This window comes from Paraburkholderia sp. 2C, from assembly GCF_054589215.1.
The window spans coordinates 55,573-75,948 of sequence record NZ_BAAILL010000050.1 but is presented as its reverse complement, the minus strand read 5'-3'; the positions used below and the strand labels follow the sequence as shown (position 1 = coordinate 75,948).

Here is a 20,376-nt window from a genome sequence, read left to right as displayed (position 1 = left end):
TGGTGCGGTGCCGCACAGCCCTGCCGCACAGCCCCTCGCCGCACAGCCGATCACGAAGGCCGCCTAAACGTTCGCGGCGATCGCGCAAAGCAGTTCGGCGAGCGACGCAGGCTGCGTCACATGTGGCGAATGACCGGACGGTAGCGTATGAAGGGTCGTCGCATTGCCCATTGTCGCGTCAACCGCGGAGATCAGATGGTCCTGTGCGCCGGGCATCATCGACGCATCGCCAGCCGTGCGAATGTAGTGCCGGGGTACGCTGCCGAAGCGCTCGCGCGTCATCTCGGACGGCGCGGTAAGCGCGGCCACTGGCTCGTCGCAATGCAGTAGCGAGAGCTCGTCGTCGAGCGCGGCCTCGTCGATGTCGCCATAAAACGCACGCCTGAGCAACTCGCGATATGCGGGGTCGGGGTTGCGCGGATCGATACGGGACGCGCCGGTCTTCAATGGATCGCCTCTGCTCGGCAAGCCGATCAGCGAGCCGCTCATCGATGGCAGCGCGCGAATCTTTGCTGGCACCTGGCCGGGCGGCACCAGATACGCGGCCAGATAGACAGCCGCATGCACGAGCTCGGGACGCGCTTGCGCAACGCCGGTAACCGTCACGCCCCCGAGCGAATGGCCGACCGGAATCACGGGCAAACCGGTTTGCCGATGCATGTCCTCGATCCATCCAATGGCTGCCCGCGTGCGGTCGTCCTGCGTAATCCCGGCATTCAATGTCGGTTCGGCCGCGAAGGTTTCGTTGTCGCGTGGCAGGCGAAGATATGACGCCGGTTGCTTCGCCTGTGCGCCAGCGCCGGGCAGGTCGTACGCGCGCACGATATGGCCTCGCGCTTCGAGCAGAGGCGCCAGATGACGCCACGTGGAAGCGCCGTGCCAGGCGCCGTGAACAAGCAGAAACGAAGGTTTATCGGTGAGCATGTGATGGATCAGCGTACCGTGCAGGTTGCGTATTGGGGGTTGTCCGATCGCTAGCGCATATACGATTCGGCATAGCGTTCCGTGTGCGCGGGTTTCATCGACGGGTTTCATCGATATAACAATCGCTGCACGTGAAAATTCCTTTAGGGCATTCGGACGCCTTGGCGCCGTCTCTCAAGCTTTCAATTGTTGCTGCGTAAAAAATAGAAGCTTACGCATGGCATTCAAACACCCCCATACGTACCGATGTTCTGCTATGTTTCGTGCGCGCGGCGCGACCCCTCTGCCGCATGACTTCCTCACGCGCTATCCGCCATGTCCATCAACAATCTGCTGCAAAGCGCGTTTAGCCATCATCGCGAAGGTCGTCTCGATCTTGCCGAAAATCTGTACCTCGAAGTAATCAAGAACGCCCCCACGCATTGGAGTGCGCGTTTCGGACTGGCCGAGGTATTGAACCGGACGAACCGGCATGACGCGGCGATCGGCTGGCTGACGCCGATGCTTGCCGAAGATCCCGACGAATGTGTGCCTGTGCACCGCGAGATCGGGTTTGCGCACGCGAGCGCCGGGCGCCCTCGGCGCGCGCTCGAGCATTTCAGGAGCATCCTCGAAAAGCAGCCGAACGACCCTGAAACACTGCACCTCGTTGCGAACTTCGAGCAGTCGCTGTATCTGAACGAGGAGGCCGACGCACATTACCGTCGCGCGCTCGAACATAAGCTGTTCGTCAACGTGCCGTCAGCTGTCAAGCCGTCGCCCTTTAGCGCGCTGTTCGTGTTTGCGCCCGGGCGCGGCAATACGCCGTTCTCGTATCTCGTCGAAGGCGCGCCGTTCGACAGCAATGTGCTGAACCTGCTGCAGGACTTCAAATACGACAACGAAGTCTTGCGCAACAGCGGCGATGTGGTGGTGAACCTGATCGCCGATGTCGATCAGTGCGGACCGATGCTTGCGCTGGCGGAAGAATTCGTCGATCAGATCGGCAAGCCGATCGTCAATCATCCGAAACGGATTGCGTACACCGGACGCGAATCGATTGCGAAGCTGATTGCCGATACGCCCGGATGTATCGTGCCGCAAGCGCGCCTGTACACGACCGATGCGTTGCGCGCGCTGATTGCCGACGAAGCGGCGTTTCCATGGCCGTTTCCGTTGCTGTTGCGGCGGGCCGGCACGCACGGCGGAAACGACTTCGAACTGGTGCATCTGATGTGGCAAGTGCGTGCGTTCGTCGAGCGGCACGGCGACAGTTGCGACTACTATCTGACGCCGTTTGTCGAGTACAAATCGCAGGACGGACACTACCGCAAGTACCGCTTTTTCTATGTCGATGGCGAGATCCTGCCGTATCACCTCGCAATCGGCGATCAGTGGAAAGTGCACCACGCGACGACCGCGATGGCACGTACGCCGTGGATGCAGGAAGAGGAACAGCGGTTCCTCGAGAATCCGAAGGGCGTATTCGGTGAAGCGCAGTACGCCGCGCTGCGTACGATCGGCGCGACCATCGGGCTCGACTACTTCGGCATCGATTGCGCGCTCGATGAAAATGGCGCGGTCGTTGTGTTCGAGGTCAACGCGTGCATGCTTGCGCACGGCGACAACGGGTCGTTTCCCTATAAGACGGCAAGCGTTGAGCGAATCAAATATGCGTTCCACGCCATGCTTCGCCGCATCGCTTCAGGCAAGGCTAAAGGCGAGGGCGAAGTCCAGCCTGAGAGCCAACTCGAAGACCCGCACAGGGCGCACGCCGGTTGATCACGCTTCGAGTGCGAGCATTGCAAATGTTGCGAGCCAATGCTCGCCCATATAATCGCCGGCGACATGCTTAAGCGCACTTTGCAGATGATGTTCGGCGGCATCGAGTAGCAGCGCGCGCCGCACATCGCTGTCGGGCAACGCGCGCGCAAGCGAGCGTTGACACCACGCGCGGCTGAGATTGAGCCCGTCGAGATGCGCGATCTTGCCGTCGCTGCGATCGGACACTGCCGCAGGCACGAATAGCGTGGCGGGCTGCCGTGACGCGAGCCCGGGCAGAAAACGCGCAAACCAGATGTCGAACTCGGCAGGCGCGAGCACGCGGCGCATCAATTCCGCTTCCATCAACGCCGGCGACAGGAATTCGTCGCCCGACGGCTCCCATGCCTGGCAGCCCGCATCGTTCAGATACCAGCGTCTTGCGGAATCGACGATCAGCGTTTCAAGCCATCTGCGCGAAGCAGACGCACGCGCGAAATCAAGCGCGAGCGTGAGCGCAAACGCGGTATTGAAGTGCGTGCCGACACGAAGCGGGTAGGTGCACTTCGGAAGAAATTCCTCGAAGCGTTCGACAAAAGCATCGGCAAGCGGCGCGATCGTTGTTGCCCAACGCGCGGCGTGCGGAAGCTGCAGCGCATCGACCTGCGCGGCGAGCGCAAGCAGCCACGCCCAGCCATACGGACGCTCGAAGCCGCGGTTATGCGGCAAGTCCAGATAGGCGCGTTCGCCGGCGACGTTCGCGTCGGTGAAATGTGTGTCGACTACCTGAATGATGCGCGCGGCTTCCGGCAAATCGGGAAAGCGGTCGATCAGACGCAGCACGAGCCAGTAGCCGTGCACGCACGAATGCCAGTCGAAGCTGCCGTAAAAGAGCGGATGCAGCGAACGCGGACTTTGTACATCTTGCGGCCCGGCGAGCCGATGACTCAACTGGTTCGGGTACTCGCGCGTCAGGTGACTGAGCACGAGACTGGCAAATTTCGATGCGATGGCGGCAGTGAGCTGGGTCGTCATAAGAGCGTCGTCAGGAACGGGCTATCTGCAAAGACTCGACGCCGCGAAGTTGCGAACGCTTGTGCCAGTGCAGATCGTCGAGGTTCGTAATGCGCATGTCCGGCAGTCGGGAAAACAGCGTGCCCAGCGCGGCTTCGATCTCCATCGAGGCAAGCCGCGCGCCAAGGCAAAAATGCAGGCCGCCGCCGAAGCTCAGTATTTTGACATCCTTGAACGATCGGTCGACCTTTAATCTGTTGGGCTCGACGAACTTCTCGGGATCGCGATGTGCCGCGCCGAGCCAAACGAACACCACGTCGCCGCGAGTCATCTGTACGCCTTCGACTTCCGCATCTTCGAGCGCAACGCGCATGGTCGATTGAACCGACGTTTCGTGGCGCATGCATTCCGTGATGACATTCGGCAGCATGGCCGGATTGGACCGGGCGAGGATCAACTGCTCCGGATGCCGGTGCAACGAAACCAGTGAGTTGCCGATAATATTAGTCGTGGTTTCATGACCGGCTACAAACAGAAGAAGAACGTTCGCGACAAGTTCCTCGTTAGTCATCACATCGCCGTTTTCCTCGGCCGCAACCATTTGCGATATGAGGTCGTCGCCTGGGCTTCGTCTGCGCAATTCGAACAGCGCGGTGAAATACCGCTGGAGTTCAAGAACCGAATCGTTGCCTTTCTGAAGCTGCTCCGGGCTCATGAGGTTGACATCGAGCACGCGGGATACATCGTCGCTTAGCCGCTTTAACATCGGCGCATCTTCCAGCGGCACGTTCATGATCGTGCAAATGATCTGCGCAGGCAGCGGAAATGCAAAGTCGCGAATCACATCCGGCTGATCGTTGGCGATTAACGCGTCGGCAAGATGACGGGAAATGTCTTGCGACGCCACGCGAAAACGTTCGATTTGACGAGCCGTGAACGCCTTCATCTGCAAGGCGCGCAGCCGCGTATGGGTCGGCGGGTTCAGTCCCGCGAGCATGTGGGTGGCCATGCGAAAGATGGGCTGGTCGATAGCGCTTTCGCCATATCGGGCCTTCACGCTGGCCTCGATACCTTTGCCGAAACGCCGGTCTGACAACAAATCCTGCACAACCGAATAGCGCCCGGTCACATAGAGCCCCGGGGAGAGTTTGACAAGCGGCCCGGCGGCGCGCATTTCGTCATAGAGCGGGTAAGGGTTGTTAAAGAACGCAGGGCTCGAGAAATCGCTGAATTGCATCGCATGGGCTCCAGGAGGCGGACAGTCGGAAACCAGCGCCAGGCCCCACGCCACGCTTCATCGCGAAACGCGCGCGGTGCCGGCCTATAGACAGGAACAGCCATGCGATCGACGTTATTCCGGCCCGTGTGCGCGATTCGTGACGCGATGTCACTTTTCCAGTGTCGTTCCGGCCATTTTGTTCGTGCTGCCGTCTGTCCAGAATTCCGTCGCATCGATACCTCATGCAGTCACACAGTACAAACGCTCTGGAGAAATCAGATGACAGACGGAATAGATCGCCGGCGCCTGCTCAAGGGGGCTGCAGGCATGGTGACCGCCGCGACACTGGGTGCGCTGATGGACGGCAATGCGCATGCGGCAACGACGCGCTTGCCTAAGCGCACGGAAACGGTGCGGCGGACTGGCTTCACGTCGATCGACGCGTGCCTGCAGCACGCGGTCAACGACGGCGTGGTGGCCGGCGTCGTCGCTATGGGCGCAACACAGCGCGGGCTCGTCTACGAAGGGTCGGCGGGCACGGTAGACATTCGCACCGGCGAGCCGATCGGGCCGGATTCGGTTTTCTGGCTCGCGTCGATGACCAAGGCCATCACGGCTACGGCCTGCATGCAGCTTGTCGAACAGGGCAAACTGCAACTGGATCAGCCGGCGGCCGACATTCTGCCGCAACTGAAATCGCCGCCCATTCTTGAAGGATTCGATGCTTCAGGCGCTCCGATACTGCGTCCGGCGCGCAAGGCGATTACAGTGCGCCATCTGCTGACCCACACATCGGGCTATACGTATAGCATCTGGAGCGAGCGGCTAGGCCAGTATGAAAAAGCGACGGGCATGCCCGACATCGGCTACTCGCTGAATGGCGCCTTTGCCGCGCCGCTCGAATTCGAGCCGGGTGAGCGCTGGCAGTACGGTATCAGCATGGATTGGGTTGGAAAGCTCGTTGAAGCTGTCACCGACCAGTCGCTGGAGGTCTATTTTCGCGAGCGCGTTTTCGAGCCGCTCGATATGCGCGATACAGGCTTCCTGATAGGAAGCGAACAGAAGCGCCGCGTTGCAACGATGCATCGCCGCCAGCCGGACGGCTCGCTGGCGCCGGAGCCGTTCGAGATGAACCAGCGCCCCGAGTTCTTTATGGGCGGCGGCGGACTCTTTAGCACGCCGCGCAACTATATGGCGTTTCTGCAAATGCTGCTCAACGATGGTGCTTACCACGGCGAACGCGTCTTGCGCGCGGATACCGTAGCCACGATGTTGCGCAATCACATCGGCGATATTCAGGTTGTCGAAATGAAGTCGGCTCAGCCGTCATGGTCGAACAGCTTCGATCTGTTTCCTGGACAGCCGCATAAGTGGGGGCTGTCGTTCGATATCAATGCGCAGCCGGGCCCACATGGCCGCAGTGCGGGCAGCGTCAGCTGGGCCGGGTTGCTGAACACCCACTTCTGGCTGGATCCCGTGAAACGCGTGGCGGGATCGCTCTTTACGCAGACGCTACCCTTTTACGACGCACGCGTCGTCGATCTGTACGGCCAGTTCGAGGAGCGGCTTTACGACGGGTTGCAACGCGCGTGATGACTAGCTTCGCGCGCCCTTGCGGCGCTGAACCTTTCCGAAATGGAAAGCAAGGGACAGCGCCGTAACGAGTCCACCCGCCAGGGCCGACACGCCATCCGGTGCTGTGCTGGGCACGTTCCAGCGATACCGTGCAACAACCAGGGCGAGAACGAGGTTCGTGAATCCCCACACGATGTTGACGACCGGCGATGAATCGCCCACGCCGGGTGGTCGCGCAAAGGGCGTGGGAAACCGATGTCCCTGCAGACCCGCACACAGATGAGGGATCGAATTACACAAGAACGCTCCGACAAGAAACGGCCAGACGTATTGCATGGACACCTCGAAGAAACTTGGATATTCAAGTCACCCTGGATCGTACCTGCACGCGCATGCATTCGCGCATAGTTGAATGCTCAAATATCGATGTCGATTTCCGCGACTGGATTCGTTCGCCGCATGCGGCCTGGATTCGGATTTAGCCCGGGCGGATTCAGTCGTTTGCGCAAGGATTCGATCGTCGGGTTTGGATCCCAATCGGGGAGACGCCCGGCATACACCTCGCAATCCCGACCCGTCGGAAGCCGCCGATATGAACAGAAAGCCTTTACGTGTTGCGATCATAGGCGCAGGAACCGGGGGCCTTTGCCTCGCACATGGCCTTCATCGCCAGGGAATCGAAGTCAATGTATTTGAGCGCGATCGCACGCGAGTCGATGGGCCGCCCGGATATCGTATTGGGATCGACGGCATCGGCATGAGGGCGTTGAAGGAATGCCTGCCGGAAGACGTCATCGATTTCTTCAACGCCGCATGCGCGCGTACGCCGCGGTACCTGAATTACATGACCGAGCAGCTTAAAGAAACGCTCAGCGTGGACGCCGGAGATGTAGGTGTCGGGCGTTCCGCGACGCGTCTTACGTTGAGACAGGTCATGATGTGCGGCCTCGAAGACAGGGTTCATTTCGGTAAAAGATTCGAACGCTACACCGAACTTGACGATGGCACGGTCGCCGCACATTTCGCCGATGGCAGCAGCGTAACAGCCGATCTTATCGTCGGCGCCGACGGCGCCAATTCGAGGGTGCGCAGCCAGTTGCTGCCCCACGCGCAGATCGAGGAAACCGGCATACTGGGAATCGCGGGAACAACGCCGTTAGACGCCAGTACGCGAGCACTACTGCCCGCGAAAATATTGGGTGGCATCACACTGGTTCTTGCACCGAAAGGTTTTGGCGGAGTCGTGCATGCGCTTTCTTTCGACGAGCCGCGAGACATCTATGCCCGGTGGCCTGGAATGCAGTTCGTCGACAGGCGCGACGTCGTCACATGGGCTGTTTGGGGCGCGGCTTCGAACTGGTCGGCAAACCCGCTGGTGCCGGACACCGATCATCTCGCGCTTGTTCTCGAGGCGACGCGCAATTGGCATGCTCACCTGAAGTCGCTTTATGCCGCCGCCGATCGCGACAGCCTGTTTATCGGCAATATTCGGACGTCCGCCCCTGTCGCGCCGTGGCCAACGCGATCCGTGACGGTGCTTGGCGATGCGATCCACCTGATGACACCGGGCGGTGGCGCGGGCGCCAATACCGCACTGCGCGATGCGGCGTTGCTGTCGCATGAGTTGGGTAGCGTCCTGCGCGGTCATGCAACGCTGGGCACGGCGGTTGCCGCATACGAACTTCAGATGCGGCAATACGGCTTCGCGGCGGTTTTGAAATCACGCGAGCGTTACGATGAGCGAAGCCTGCTTCATCGGCCGGTCGCGGGACGAGCGATGCTCGGTTTTGTTCGATCGACGATGCGCGTCGTCAACGTTGTTCCGTTTCTCAAACAGCAGGTCGTGACCGCGACCCGGCGTGAGTTCGAATAATGCTTTAACCGGTGGACCTCCGCATTCGGCTCGCTCACGCCTGAAACAACTCGCGAACCCGGTGATACAGCATGCCAAGTTCGAGCGTGGGACCGCGCAGTACGGGGCTTCCCGGAAAGCGCGCGTGACGGATCCCGGCAAACAGCTCGAGCGCGGCACGGTCTTGCGCGATCGCCTGTGCAACGACGCGGCCGGCGATGCCGGTTAGCGCGACGCCGTGGCCCGAAAAGCCCTGCACGTAGAAATAATTCGGATCGATTGCGCCGAAGTCGGGCGCGCGATTGCGCGTGACATCGACGAAACCGCCCCATGCATATTCGATGCGCGCATCGGCGAGTTGCGGGAAAACCGTCAGCATGCGCTTCCGGATAGCCTCGCTGAGCCGCGCGGGTGCCATGCCCGTCGACGTTGCGCGGCCGCCGAACAGCAAGCGGTGGTCCGCCGATACGCGAAAGTAATCGAGGAAGAAGTTGTTATCGCAGACAGCGGCACGTCCGGCAATCAGTGCATCCGCGCGCGCTTTGCCGAGCGGTTCGGTCGCAACGATATAGGACGCAATCGGCGCAATGCGTGCGGCGATTGCCGGGGGCAGCACGTTTTCAAGCGTAGCGTTCCCACATGCGGCAACAAAACGGCAGCGCACTTCGCCGCTCGTTGTGCGCACAACCGGTTGGGCGCCGCGTATTACCTCGACTACCGGCGAATGAGCGAAAAGTCGTGCGCCTTCCTTACGCGCTGCATCGGCGAGGCCGAGGCAATATTTGAGCGGATGCAAATGCCCGGAGAGCGGGTCGAACACGCCGGCCAGATAGCGTCCGGATGCGATGCGCGAGCGCATTGCATCGCGGTCGATCCATTGCAGGTGCGGATAACCCCAGCGTGTCGCGGCCGCATCCATCCAGGCGCGAAGGTCCGCGATCCGCTTTTCTTGGGTGGCGACGGTCAGATAGCCCTGCGTGAAATCGCAGTCGATTCGATAACGCTCGATTCGCTCGCGCACGAGTGCGACGCCATCGACGGACAGAGCCCACGCGGCGCGGGCGCCTTCCGTGCCGAGCGCCTGCTCGATCGCTTCATCTTTGGCAAAGCCGACCAGCATCTGCCCGCCGTTGCGACCCGATGCTCCCCAACCGGGCCGGTGTGCGTCGAGCACGATGACGGACAAGCCGCGCGCGCGGCACTCGAGCGCGACGGACAGGCCCGAAAACCCCGCACCGATCACACAGACGTCGGCTTCGAGCGTGCCTTTGAAGACCGGGTCGTCGGTAGCGGGGCGGGAGACGTTGGCTTCGTAGTAAGAGTTCTGGATCAGTGCGTCGGCGCGGTGATCGAGGGAGGTAGTCATTGAGGGGTGGTTCCGATGGTGTACCGGGACGAAGCGTGACGTCGTCGGGCGACGGGCCGGATTCTACCGGTGTTTGTCGTTCATACCGGATGATTGCCCCATGCGTGTGGACATTGAGTTAATTCACCGTAACGTGGGCTGGACCGCGATTGCGTGGCGCACATGTTGCGGACGCGAAGCGCCGGCGCGCTCGCGTCTTATGTTTCTTCAGTGGTCTTCGATCTGTCGCGCGGTTGCATCGATCGCACGCTTTGCCTTCTCGACGATTTCATCGATTTCGCTCTTCGTAATAACGAGCGGCGGCGAAAGCAACATGCGGTCTCCCGTCGCGCGCATGATCAGATTGCCGTTGAAGCAGAAATCGCGGCAGATCGTGCCGACCTCGGCGCCATTGTCAAAGCGCCGGCGCGTGGCGGCTTCGCTGGCGAACTGGACGCCGGCAACCAGGCCCGCACCCTCGACCTCGCCGACAATCGGATGTCCCGCGAAGGTCTCGCGCAACAGCCGCTGAAAGTACGGCCCCGTTTCGTGCTTGACGCGCTCGACAATGCCTTGCTCGCGCAATAACGTGAGATTGGCGATGGCAACCGCGGCCGCGACCGGATGACCCGAATAGGTCATGCCATGATTGAACTCGCCGTTTTCAATCAGCGCGCGGGCGATGCGATCGTGCAAGCCGACCGCGCCCATCGGCACATACCCGCTTGTCATTCCTTTCGCGAGCGTCATCAGGTCGGGTTCGAAGCCAAAGTGCTGGTGCGCGAACCATTCGCCGGTGCGGCCGAAACCGCCGATCACTTCATCGGCGACGAGCAGCACATCGTATTGGCGGCAAATCCGCTGAATTTCAGGCCAATAGCTCGCTGGCGGAAAAATCACACCGCCCGCCCCCTGGAAAGGCTCACCGATAAACGCCGCGACGTTCTCCGCGCCCAGCTCGAGAATTTTCGCTTCGAGTTGCCGCGCACGTTCGAGGCCGAAGGCGTCGGGCGTGACGTCGGCCGCCGCTTCGCCGAAGAAATACGGCTGGTCGATATGCACGATATGCGGTACCGGCGACGGCATCTGCTCGTGCATAGAGTCCATGCCGCCGAGCGTGCCGCCCGCGATCGTCGAGCCGTGGTAACCGTTATTGCGCGAGATCACATACTTCTTGCCGGGCTTGCCCTGCACGGCCCAATACCGGTGCGCGATACGCAGCATCGTGTCGTTGGCTTCCGAGCCGCTGTTGCAATAGAAGAAGTGATTGAACGGCGCGGGTGTCAACTCGGCAAGCAATGCCGACAGCTCGATGACAGGCGGATGCGTAGTCTTGAAGAACGTGTTGTAAAACGATAGCTCCCGAATCTGGCGGTAGGCGGCGTCGGCGAGTTCCTTGCGGCCATAGCCGACGTTCACACACCACAGGCCAGCCATTCCATCGATAATCCGGTTGCCGTCGGAATCCCACAGGTAGACGCCTTCGGCCTTCACAATCACCCGGCTGCCGCTACGGTTCAACGTTCCCATATCGGAGAACGGATGGATATGATGTGCGGCGTCGAGCGCGCGATAGTCGGCGGTGCTGCGTGCATGCCGCGATGTGTCGCGTGGCCGTTTATCGTTCGTCGCTGCTGTCGACGCTGGCGTCGATGTCGCAAAGACGGTTTCTTCTGTCGTCAGGCTCATGGTTTGGCTCCGTTGTCGTTAGACGTGCAGCAGCAAATGCCGGCGTTCCCACGAGCTGATCACACGGAAGAACGCTTCGTATTCGGTTTCCTTTAATGTCAGGTACGCTTTGACAAATCGCTCGCCGAGCGTTTCGGCAAGCGGCGCGCACGCGGCCATCAGCGTGAGGCCTTCTTCGAGATTGCGCGGCAGTTGATACGGCATCTGGTAACCATCGCTCGATAGCGGTTCGGTGGGGCGCAGATGCTGCGTCATGCCGAGGTAACCGGCCGCGAGCGTGCCCGCAATCGCAAGGTACGGATTGCAGTCCACGCCTGGAATACGATTTTCGATGCGCCGCGCGTGGGGTCCGGAATGCGGAATGCGAAAGCCGACCGTGCGATTGTCGTAGCCCCATTGAACATTGATCGGCGCGGCCATGAAACGCGAGAGCCGCCGATACGAATTGATATACGGCGCGAAGATCGGCATCAGCGCAGGCGTGTATTTCTGCAGTCCCGCGAGATAGCCGTGGAAAAGGGCGGTCGGCTCGCCGTCGCGGCCTGTGAACAGATTCTCGCCGCTATGGATATCGACGAGGCTTTGGTGCACATGCATCGCCGAGCCCGGTTCGCCTTCCATCGGCTTCGCCATAAAGGTTGCGTACATCTGGTGGCGCAGCGCCGCTTCACGCACCGTGCGCTTGAACAGAAATACGCGGTCTGCCAGATTGAGCGGGTCGCCATGCAGAAAATTGATTTCCATCTGCGCGGCGCCCACTTCGTGAATCAGCGTGTCGACTTCGAGTTCCTGAATGTCGCAATACTCGTAGATGTCTTCGAAAAGCGGATCGAACTCGTTGACCGCTTCGATCGAATACGCCTGCCGTCCTGTCTCCGCGCGACCGGTGCGGCCGATCGGCGGCTGCAGCGGCAGGTCCGGGTCCCTGTTCATATCGACGAGATAGAACTCGAGTTCGGGCGCGACGATCGGCTTCCAGCCTTTCTCCTGATAAAGATCGAGCACGCGCCGCAATACGCGGCGCGGCGAAATCTCGACCGGCGTGCCGTCGAAATGCACGCAATCGTGAATCACCTGCGCGGTCGGATCGACGGCCCACGGGATCATGCGGATCGTCGATGCATCGGGCACACATACCATGTCGGGGTCGGTCACGCCGGTCAGCCTGCCGTCCGACGGGTAGTCGCCGGTGACGGTTTGCACCATCACGGCCTGCGGCAGGCGCATCGTTTCACCCGATTCGAACTTGCTGCGCGGAATGATCTTGCCGCGCGCGATGCCGGCCATATCCGGGATGATGGCTTCGATCTCGGTGATATGGTGCTTCTTTAGAAATTCATCGATGTCGTACATGATTGTTCTCTCTGTGTGCCTGCCAATACGCTCGTGCTTCACCGATTCGCGAGCGATGTATCTGTAGCGCCCGTTTTATCGGCAGTGATGCCGATCAGGGGCTTTGTTTGCATGACTAATGGTTTGGCTCGGCAGATTTTGGAAAGACCCGAAAACGGATATGAATAGCGTTCTGTGGCGCGACCGCGGTCAGCGCATCGCGCCGCGCGATACGAATAGCCGGGCTACGCGCGGTGCATCGCGAGGCCGCAAGCCGAGCGGACCTCGAACAACGCATGCGCGCGTCGCTTCAGTAGCTATGCCGGAACACGCGCAAACCCGCCGTTGCGCAACGTGAATGCGTGCGCCAACAAGGCGAAATGGAGCGATAGCGAAAAGGGAGACGCCGGAAGAGGCGCTAGGGCAGCAGGGACGCGACGCCGTCGGAATGAATGGCGACGAAGGCGCGTGCGCAGACGATATTGTGACGTCTGACCGAACGGCGGGAAATGACGGCAAAGACGGATAGAAAGCGGCGCAATACAAGTATTGCCTGCATGCCGCTATCGATACCGTCGACGTTGGTACAGTCGGCGCGAAGACACCTCGCGGGCTGGCTGCGGTTCCACCTTACCAAAGGGCCTCGGACTTTCACGATGACACTCGATTTGGCGCGTTGAAATTAAACGGACCTTACGTATTCAGGATATACGAGCCAGAAAGCGTGTCAATTGCTTTCGCGGAGCGCGCGTGCCCTGGGCCGCGCCACGAAATGCGTGGAAGCATGGCGTTTATGCGCCGCCGTTGTTGTTCTCTCTGCGCGAACGCCGCGTCTCGCGCACGGGCGGCGTGTCCCGCAGCGCGGCTTCCGCCTGCTCGAGCCGGCGCGTTGCTTCGCTCACGTCATGGCGGAATTGCGCAAGCGCGGTGCGCGCGACGTCGGGTGGCTGCAGTGCGGACCACAGCACGTCGATGAGCCGGTCCGCGGTCGCGTCGATATCGGAGCGGCGATTGGCGAGCGTCGCTTCCCACAGCACATGCTCCATCGGCCCGAATACGAGCGAGCGCAAGAGGCGCAGCGGCATGTCGGCGCGCACTTGCCCCGTGGCCTGTCCTTGCGCGAGCACGCGCATCAGCGGCGCGGTATAGCGACGGTGCAGTCCCGTCAGGGCCTCGCTCAATTCGTGCTGCTGCGTACGTCCTTCCGAGAGCACGAGCGAGCACAACCCGGTGCCGTTCACGAGCATGAGCCGTAAATGTGTACGAACGATAAACGCGAACTGCTGACGCACACCGCCGTCACGCGGCAAGCCCGCTTCGATCGCTTCGATGATTTCGTCGTACCAGTCGCCGATCACGCGTGCGCACAACTCGCGCTTGCCGCGGAAATAGCTGAATACGGTGGCCTCCGAAATACCGAGACGATGCGCAATCTCGGCCGTGGTCGCTCGCTCGTATCCCTTTTCGGAGAACACGTCGCGGCCGGCTTCGAGAATTTCCTTCACACGCTGCTGCGACTTGCGTCCCGCCGGCTGCCGGCGGGAAGCCGGTGTCTCGTCCCTTGTTACGCGCATCATATGAGCCCAATTCAGATTTCAGTGCCGGATGGGCCCGGCACCTGTCGATACTAGCATGGCACGTAAGGCTTCAGTACGCTTGCCGATTTATGAGCTTCGCTCAGAAATACCTATTGACGCTTACGTAAATCTGGCGTGAAATGCGCACTGTAACGGCGTTTGCGATGGTACATCGCTACGGCGGATCGTATTCGGCAGTCGAGGAAAATCCTGAGCCATGCTCAGAAAATCCGTGGCTGCCGCAGTGCGGCATACGCGTTGCGCATCAGCGGCACGGCGAATGGCGGGCAGTCCGGCCTCACCATAGGCCTCACAGCAGAGCCTCACCATGGGCCTCACGACAGGGCTTACGACAGGGCTCACAACGAGCCGCCCATCCGACCGCACGTTCGGCCGCTTATCTGGGAGATTCGAATGAGCAACTTGCCCGGCCTGCAATTCCCACTCGGTGAAGAGATCGAAATGCTGCGCGACAGCATCGCGGGATTCGCGGCGAAAGAGATCGCGCCGCGTGCCGGCGAAATCGACCGTACCGATCAATTCCCAATGGACCTCTGGCGTAAGTTCGGCGATCTCGGCGTGCTCGGCATGACCGTCGCCGAGGAATACGGCGGTGCGGGCATGGGCTACACCGCGCATATGGTTGCGATGGAAGAGATCTCGCGCGCATCCGCGTCGGTCGGGCTGTCCTATGGCGCGCATTCGAATCTGTGCGTGAACCAGATCCATCGCAACGGCACCGAAGCGCAGAAGCGCAGGTTTTTGCCGAAGCTCGTGTCGGGCGAACACGTCGGCGCGCTCGCGATGAGCGAGCCGAATGCGGGCTCGGATGTCGTCAGCATGAAATTGCGTGCGGACAAAAAAGGCGACCATTACGTGCTGAACGGTACCAAGATGTGGATTACCAACGGTCCCGATTGCGATACGTTGGTCGTCTATGCGAAGACGGACACCGAAGCTGGCGCGCGCGGCATTACCGCGTTCATCGTCGAGAAGGGCGCGCGCGGTTTTTCGGCGGCGCAGAAGCTCGACAAGCTCGGTATGCGCGGCTCGCACACTGGCGAACTCGTGTTTCAGGACGTCGAGGTGCCGCAGGAGAATGTGCTCGGCGAACTGAACGGCGGCGTCAACGTTTTGATGAGCGGGCTCGACTACGAGCGCGCCGTCCTGGCAGGTGGCCCGACCGGCATCATGGCGGCCGTGATGGACGCCGTGGTGCCCTATGTGCATGACCGCAAGCAGTTCGGCCAGCCGATCGGCGAATTCCAGCTGATCCAGGGCAAGCTCGCCGATCTCTATACGACGTTCCAGGCCTGCCGCGCGTATCTGTATGCGGTGGGCCGCAATCTCGACACGCTCGGCAAAGATCATATTCGCCAGGTGCGCAAGGATTGCGCGGGCGTGATTCTCTATACCGCGGAAAAGGCAACGTGGATGGCCGGCGAGGCGATTCAGATTCTCGGCGGCAATGGTTACATCAACGAATATCCAGTCGGCCGTTTGTGGCGCGACGCGAAACTCTACGAGATCGGCGCGGGCACGAGCGAGATTCGCCGCATGCTGATCGGCCGCGAACTGTTTGCCGAAACAATGTAGGGAGCAGCACGCAATGCCGGTCATCGAAACGAAGTTGAACCCGCGCTCGGACGATTTCCGCGCGAACGCCGCCGCACTCGAAGCGCTCGTCGCGGACCTGCGCGACAGGATCGGCAAGCTCGCGCTCGGGGGCGGCACGGCCGCGCGCGACAAGCACGTATCGCGCGGCAAACTGTTGCCGCGCGAGCGCGTGGCGCAACTGCTCGACCCCGGCACGCCGTTTCTCGAACTCTCGCAACTCGCTGCATTCGGCATGTACAACGACGACGCGCCGGGCGCCGGCGTGATCACCGGCATCGGGCGCATCGCCGGGCAGGAATGCGTAATCGTCTGCAACGACGCGACCGTCAAGGGCGGCACGTACTACCCGATCACGGTCAAGAAGCACGTGCGCGCGCAGGAGATTGCCGCGGAAAACCGCTTGCCTTGCGTGTACCTCGTCGATTCCGGCGGCGCCAATCTGCCGAATCAGGACAACGTGTTTCCCGATCGCGACCACTTCGGCCGCATCTTCTATAACCAGGCGAATCTGTCCGCGGCCGGTATTCCGCAGATTGCGGTCGTGATGGGGTCGTGCACCGCGGGCGGCGCCTATGTGCCGGCGATGAGCGACGAGTCGATCATCGTGAAGAACCAGGGCACGATTTTTCTCGGCGGCCCGCCGCTCGTGAAGGCCGCGACCGGCGAGGAAGTGAGCGCCGAAGACCTCGGCGGCGGCGACGTGCACACGCGTTTATCGGGCGTGGTCGATCATCTCGCGCAAAACGATGCGCACGCGCTTGCGATCGCGCGCAGCATCGTCGCGAATCTGAACCGGCGCAAGGCGCAGCCGCTCGCGCTGCGGGAACCGCAGCCGCCGCGTTACGACGCGAAGAGCATCTACGGCGTGATTCCGGTCGATACGCGCAAGCCTTTCGATATTCGCGAAGTAATCGCGCGTATCGTCGACGATTCCGCTTTCGACGAATTCAAGATGCGCTACGGCACAACGCTCGTCACCGGTTTTGCGCATATCTGGGGACATCCGGTCGGCATCGTTGCGAACAACGGCATCCTGTTTTCGGAGTCGGCATTGAAGGGCACGCACTTCATCGAACTGTGCTGCCAGCGCAAGATTCCGCTCGTGTTTCTGCAGAACATCACCGGTTTTATGGTCGGTCGCAAATACGAAAACGAAGGCATCGCGCGCAATGGCGCGAAGATGGTCACCGCGGTCGCGACCGCAAAAGTGCCGAAGTTGACGGTCATCATCGGCGGCTCGTTCGGCGCGGGCAACTACGGCATGTGCGGTCGCGCATTTTCGCCGCGTTTTCTGTGGATGTGGCCGAACGCGCGCATTTCGGTAATGGGCGGCGAACAGGCCGCATCGGTGCTCGCCACCGTGAAGCGCGACGGCATCGAAGCGAAGAGCGGCACGTGGAGCGCAGCCGAAGAAGAGGCGTTCAAACAGCCGATTCGCGCGCAATACGAGCACCAGGGCCACCCGTACTACGCAAGCGCACGCCTCTGGGACGACGGCGTGATCGATCCGGCGCAAACGCGCGACGTGCTCGGCCTCGGATTGTCAGCCGCGATGAACGCGCCGATCGAGGACACGCGTTTCGGTGTGTTCCGGATGTAGATGCGCAAGGTGCGGCAACCACGCGCAAGGAGTTTCGAATGGTGAATGAACTGAAGCCTGAAACGCTGATCGTCGAATTCACGCATCAGGTGGCGACGGTCACGCTGAATCGTCCGGACGTGCGCAATGCGTTCAACGAAACGATGATCGGCGAGATCACCGCGGTGTTTCGCGATCTGAGCGAGCGCGACGATGTGCGCGCCGTTGTGCTCCGCGCAAATGGCAAGGCGTTCTGCGCGGGCGCCGACCTGAACTGGATGAAGAAGATGGCCGGCTATTCGGATGACGAGAACCGCGCCGATGCCTTGCGTCTTGCCGACATGCTGTGGTCGATCTATCGCTGCTCGAAGCCCGTGATCGCGCGCGTGAACGGCGACGCCTACGCGGGCGGCATGGGTCTGATCGCCGCCTGCGATATCGTGATTGCCGCGGACACCGCGCACTTCTGCCTCTCCGAAGCGCGGTTGGGCCTGATACCCGCGACGATCGCCCCATACGTGATCCGCGCGCTCGGCGAACGTGCCTCGCGCCGCTACTTCGCGACGGCCGAGCAGTTCGATTGCGCGACCGCGCTGCGTCTGGGATTCGTCAGCGAAGCGGTCGGCGAAGACAAGCTTGACGACACCGTGCAGCAACTCGCCGCGATTCTCTGTTCGAACGGACCGCGCGCGGTGCGCGCCTGCAAGCAGCTCGTGCAGGACATCGCGGACCGCGACCTCGATCGTGCATTGCTCGAGGAAACGGCCGCGCGGATCGCGCAGGTGCGCGCCAGCGCCGAAGGGCGCGAGGGGGTGGCATCGTTTCTCGAGAAGCGCGCGCCGGTGTGGCGCACACAATAATCCACAGCGCCAGGGCAAATTCATGTTCAACAAGATTGTCATTGCGAACCGCGGCGAAATAGCGTGCCGCGTCGCCGCTACGTGCAAGCGGCTCGGCATCGCAAGCGTGGCGGTCTATTCCGATGCGGATGCGAACGCGAAGCACGTCGCGGCCTGCGACGAAGCCGTGCATATCGGCGGCTCGACGGCGGCGGAAAGCTATTTGCGCATCGATCGGATTATCGACGCGGCGCGTGCAAGCGGCGCGCAGGCCGTGCATCCGGGCTACGGCTTTCTGTCGGAAAACGAAGACTTCGCGCAGGCCTGCAAAGCGGCCGGCATGGTCTTTATCGGACCGCCGGTCGAAGCGATTGCGGCGATGGGCTCGAAGGCCGCGGCCAAAGCATTGATGCATGCGGCCGCGGTGCCGCTTGTCCCCGGCTATCACGGCGACAATCAGGACGCGGATCTGCTCAGGCGCGAAGCCGATGCGATCGGCTACCCCGTGCTGTTGAAAGCGAGCGCGGGCGGCGGCGGCAAAGGGATGCGCGTTGTCGAGCGCAGTGAAGACTTCGCGGCGGCGCTCGCGTCGTGCAAACGCGAAGCGGCGAGCAGCTTCGGCAACGACCGCGTGCTGATCGAAAGGTATCTGACGCGGCCGCGCCACGTCGAAGTGCAGGTGTTCGCCGATACGCATGGCGGGGCCGTCTATCTGTTCGATCGCGACTGCTCGGTGCAGCGGCGACATCAGAAAGTGCTCGAAGAAGCGCCCGCACCGGGGCTCTCCGATGTCTTGCGCCGCGCGATGGGCGAAGCGGCGGTCGCGGCCGCGCGCGCGGTCGGCTATGTCGGCGCCGGCACTGTCGAATTCATTATGACGGCCGGCGACTTCTACTTCATGGAAATGAATACGCGGCTGCAGGTCGAGCATCCGGTGACCGAAATGGTGACCGGGCACGACCTCGTCGAATGGCAGTTGCGCGTCGCGGCCGGTGAAGCGCTGCCGTGCACACAGGAACAGTTGCAGCTCAACGGACACGCGATCGAAGCGCGTATCTATGCCGAGCACCCGGCGCGCGGTTTTCTGCCGTCGACGGGCACGCTCAAGCATTTGCGCATGCCCGCGGGCGTCGAATTCACAATTGGCGCGTTGCAGGGTGGCCCGCGTGCGTCCGTGCGTATCGACAGCGGCGTGCGCGAGGGCGACACGATCACGCCGTTCTACGACCCGATGATCGCGAAGCTGATCGTGTATGGTGCAACGCGCGCCGACGCGTTACAGCGGATGAGCCGCGCGCTGCAGGCCTGCGAAGTGGTCGGGCCGCATACGAACGTCGAGTTTTTGCGGCGTATTGTGACGAGCGAGCCGTTCGCGAGCGCCGACCTCGATACGGGCCTGATTGAACGGCATCGCGACGCATTGTTCGCGCCCGCGCAAAAGCCGTTCGACGCCGCACTGGCGTTGGCATGCGCGGCTTTGCTCGAACGCGAAGGCGCTGCGGCCGGTGCTGCGGCGACGAGCGGCACATCGCCGTGGCAAGCGCTCGCGCACTGGCGCCTGAATAGCGGCTATCGACGGACGCTGAACTGGAACGATGTCGAAAGCGACATGCCATTCGCCGTCACATTCGCGCGCGACGGCGCCGACCAGACGCTCGAATTCGCGGGCCGTTGCGAGCCGTTTGCATGGTGGGTCGGCGCCGAGGCACACGAATATGGCGCAACGCTTGGCAATGCGCGCGTGACGGGCCGCGTGTTCGTCGATGGCGATACGTTCCATGTGTTCTGCCGCGGTGAGGCGCTCGCGTTCGAATGGCAGAACCTGCTCGCGCATGCGGCCGATGCCGAGCATGGCGAAGGCCGCCTGACGGCGCCGATGCCGGGCAAAGTGATCGCGGTGCTCGTCGAGCCCGGCGAAAAGGTCGAAAAGGGCGCGCCGCTTATCGTGATGGAAGCGATGAAGATGGAGCATACGATCGGCGCGCCTGCCGCGGGCACGGTGGCGGAGCTGTTATATGCCGTCGGGGATCAGGTCGCCGAAGGGGCGCAACTGCTCGTGCTGTCGAGCGAATGA

16 protein-coding genes are annotated in these 20,376 nt (G+C 61.7%); 7 read left to right on the top strand and 9 right to left on the bottom strand.

What is annotated here, in order from left to right:
- Window positions 1–63: 63 nt before the first annotated feature.
- Window positions 64–924, bottom strand: coding sequence for an alpha/beta fold hydrolase (locus ACYPXD_RS27250; protein ID WP_459718746.1), 861 nt, complete (start codon window positions 922–924; stop codon window positions 64–66).
- Between the two features lie 315 nt (window positions 925–1,239).
- On the opposite strand from ACYPXD_RS27250, the gene ACYPXD_RS27245 reads away from it, so the two are divergent.
- Window positions 1,240–2,685, top strand: coding sequence for a tetratricopeptide repeat protein (locus tag ACYPXD_RS27245; protein WP_459718743.1), 1,446 nt, complete (start codon window positions 1,240–1,242; stop codon window positions 2,683–2,685).
- Here ACYPXD_RS27245 and ACYPXD_RS27240 read toward each other — a convergent pair whose 3' ends face one another.
- Entirely contained in the window at window positions 2,686–3,699 is a 1,014-nt protein-coding gene (locus ACYPXD_RS27240; protein ID WP_459718740.1) for a DUF2891 domain-containing protein, read from the bottom strand. It lies immediately after the preceding gene.
- 10 nt (window positions 3,700–3,709) lie between these two features.
- Window positions 3,710–4,915: a cytochrome P450 gene (locus tag ACYPXD_RS27235; RefSeq protein WP_459718737.1), complete on the bottom strand. Its 1,206-nt coding sequence runs from the start codon at window positions 4,913–4,915 to the stop codon at window positions 3,710–3,712.
- 261 nt (window positions 4,916–5,176) lie between these two features.
- On the opposite strand from ACYPXD_RS27235, the gene ACYPXD_RS27230 reads away from it, so the two are divergent.
- Window positions 5,177–6,490: a serine hydrolase domain-containing protein gene (locus tag ACYPXD_RS27230; protein ID WP_459718734.1), complete on the top strand. Its 1,314-nt coding sequence runs from the start codon at window positions 5,177–5,179 to the stop codon at window positions 6,488–6,490.
- A 3-nt stretch (window positions 6,491–6,493) separates the two neighbouring features.
- Here the strand turns inward: ACYPXD_RS27230 and ACYPXD_RS27225 are convergent, their stop codons facing one another.
- Window positions 6,494–6,808 carry a hypothetical protein gene (locus tag ACYPXD_RS27225; RefSeq protein ID WP_459718731.1) on the bottom strand — a complete coding sequence of 105 codons (315 nt, stop codon included), beginning with the start codon at window positions 6,806–6,808 and terminating at the stop codon, window positions 6,494–6,496.
- Between the two features lie 256 nt (window positions 6,809–7,064).
- Between ACYPXD_RS27225 and ACYPXD_RS27220 the strand changes: the two genes are divergently transcribed.
- Entirely contained in the window at window positions 7,065–8,345 is a 1,281-nt protein-coding gene (locus tag ACYPXD_RS27220; RefSeq protein ID WP_459718728.1) for an FAD-dependent oxidoreductase, read from the top strand.
- A gap of 34 nt (window positions 8,346–8,379) precedes the next feature.
- On the opposite strand, the gene ACYPXD_RS27215 is transcribed toward ACYPXD_RS27220, so the two are convergent.
- The 5 genes from ACYPXD_RS27215 to ACYPXD_RS27195 form a co-directional block, all read right to left on the bottom strand.
- On the bottom strand, window positions 8,380–9,690 hold the full coding sequence (locus ACYPXD_RS27215) for an NAD(P)/FAD-dependent oxidoreductase (RefSeq protein WP_459718725.1): 1,311 nt from the start codon (window positions 9,688–9,690) through the stop codon (window positions 8,380–8,382).
- A gap of 207 nt (window positions 9,691–9,897) precedes the next feature.
- Window positions 9,898–11,358, bottom strand: a complete 1,461-nt coding sequence (locus tag ACYPXD_RS27210) for an aspartate aminotransferase family protein (RefSeq protein ID WP_459718722.1) — start codon at window positions 11,356–11,358, stop codon at window positions 9,898–9,900.
- A gap of 18 nt (window positions 11,359–11,376) precedes the next feature.
- Window positions 11,377–12,711 carry a glutamine synthetase family protein gene (locus ACYPXD_RS27205; RefSeq protein ID WP_459718719.1) on the bottom strand — a complete coding sequence of 445 codons (1,335 nt, stop codon included), beginning with the start codon at window positions 12,709–12,711 and terminating at the stop codon, window positions 11,377–11,379.
- Window positions 12,712–13,108: 397 nt separating this feature from the next.
- Window positions 13,109–13,327 carry a hypothetical protein gene (locus ACYPXD_RS27200; protein ID WP_459719633.1) on the bottom strand — a complete coding sequence of 73 codons (219 nt, stop codon included), beginning with the start codon at window positions 13,325–13,327 and terminating at the stop codon, window positions 13,109–13,111.
- 154 nt (window positions 13,328–13,481) lie between these two features.
- Window positions 13,482–14,267: a TetR/AcrR family transcriptional regulator gene (locus ACYPXD_RS27195; protein WP_459718716.1), complete on the bottom strand. Its 786-nt coding sequence runs from the start codon at window positions 14,265–14,267 to the stop codon at window positions 13,482–13,484.
- 414 nt (window positions 14,268–14,681) lie between these two features.
- Here ACYPXD_RS27195 and ACYPXD_RS27190 point away from each other — a divergent pair, with 414 nt between their 5' ends.
- From ACYPXD_RS27190 to ACYPXD_RS27175, 4 genes are read left to right on the top strand one after another with little or no spacing between them, the layout of a single operon-like run.
- The gene (locus tag ACYPXD_RS27190) at window positions 14,682–15,863 is read left to right on the top strand and encodes an isovaleryl-CoA dehydrogenase (protein ID WP_459718713.1); all 1,182 of its coding nucleotides are present in this window, start codon (window positions 14,682–14,684) and stop codon (window positions 15,861–15,863) included.
- A gap of 13 nt (window positions 15,864–15,876) precedes the next feature.
- Window positions 15,877–17,484 (top strand): carboxyl transferase domain-containing protein, encoded by a 1,608-nt coding sequence (locus ACYPXD_RS27185; RefSeq protein WP_459718710.1) that lies wholly within the window; start codon window positions 15,877–15,879, stop codon window positions 17,482–17,484.
- 50 nt (window positions 17,485–17,534) lie between these two features.
- The gene (locus tag ACYPXD_RS27180) at window positions 17,535–18,323 is read left to right on the top strand and encodes an enoyl-CoA hydratase/isomerase family protein (protein WP_459719630.1); all 789 of its coding nucleotides are present in this window, start codon (window positions 17,535–17,537) and stop codon (window positions 18,321–18,323) included.
- A 22-nt stretch (window positions 18,324–18,345) separates the two neighbouring features.
- Window positions 18,346–20,376 carry an acetyl/propionyl/methylcrotonyl-CoA carboxylase subunit alpha gene (locus tag ACYPXD_RS27175; RefSeq protein WP_459718707.1) on the top strand — a complete coding sequence of 677 codons (2,031 nt, stop codon included), beginning with the start codon at window positions 18,346–18,348 and terminating at the stop codon, window positions 20,374–20,376.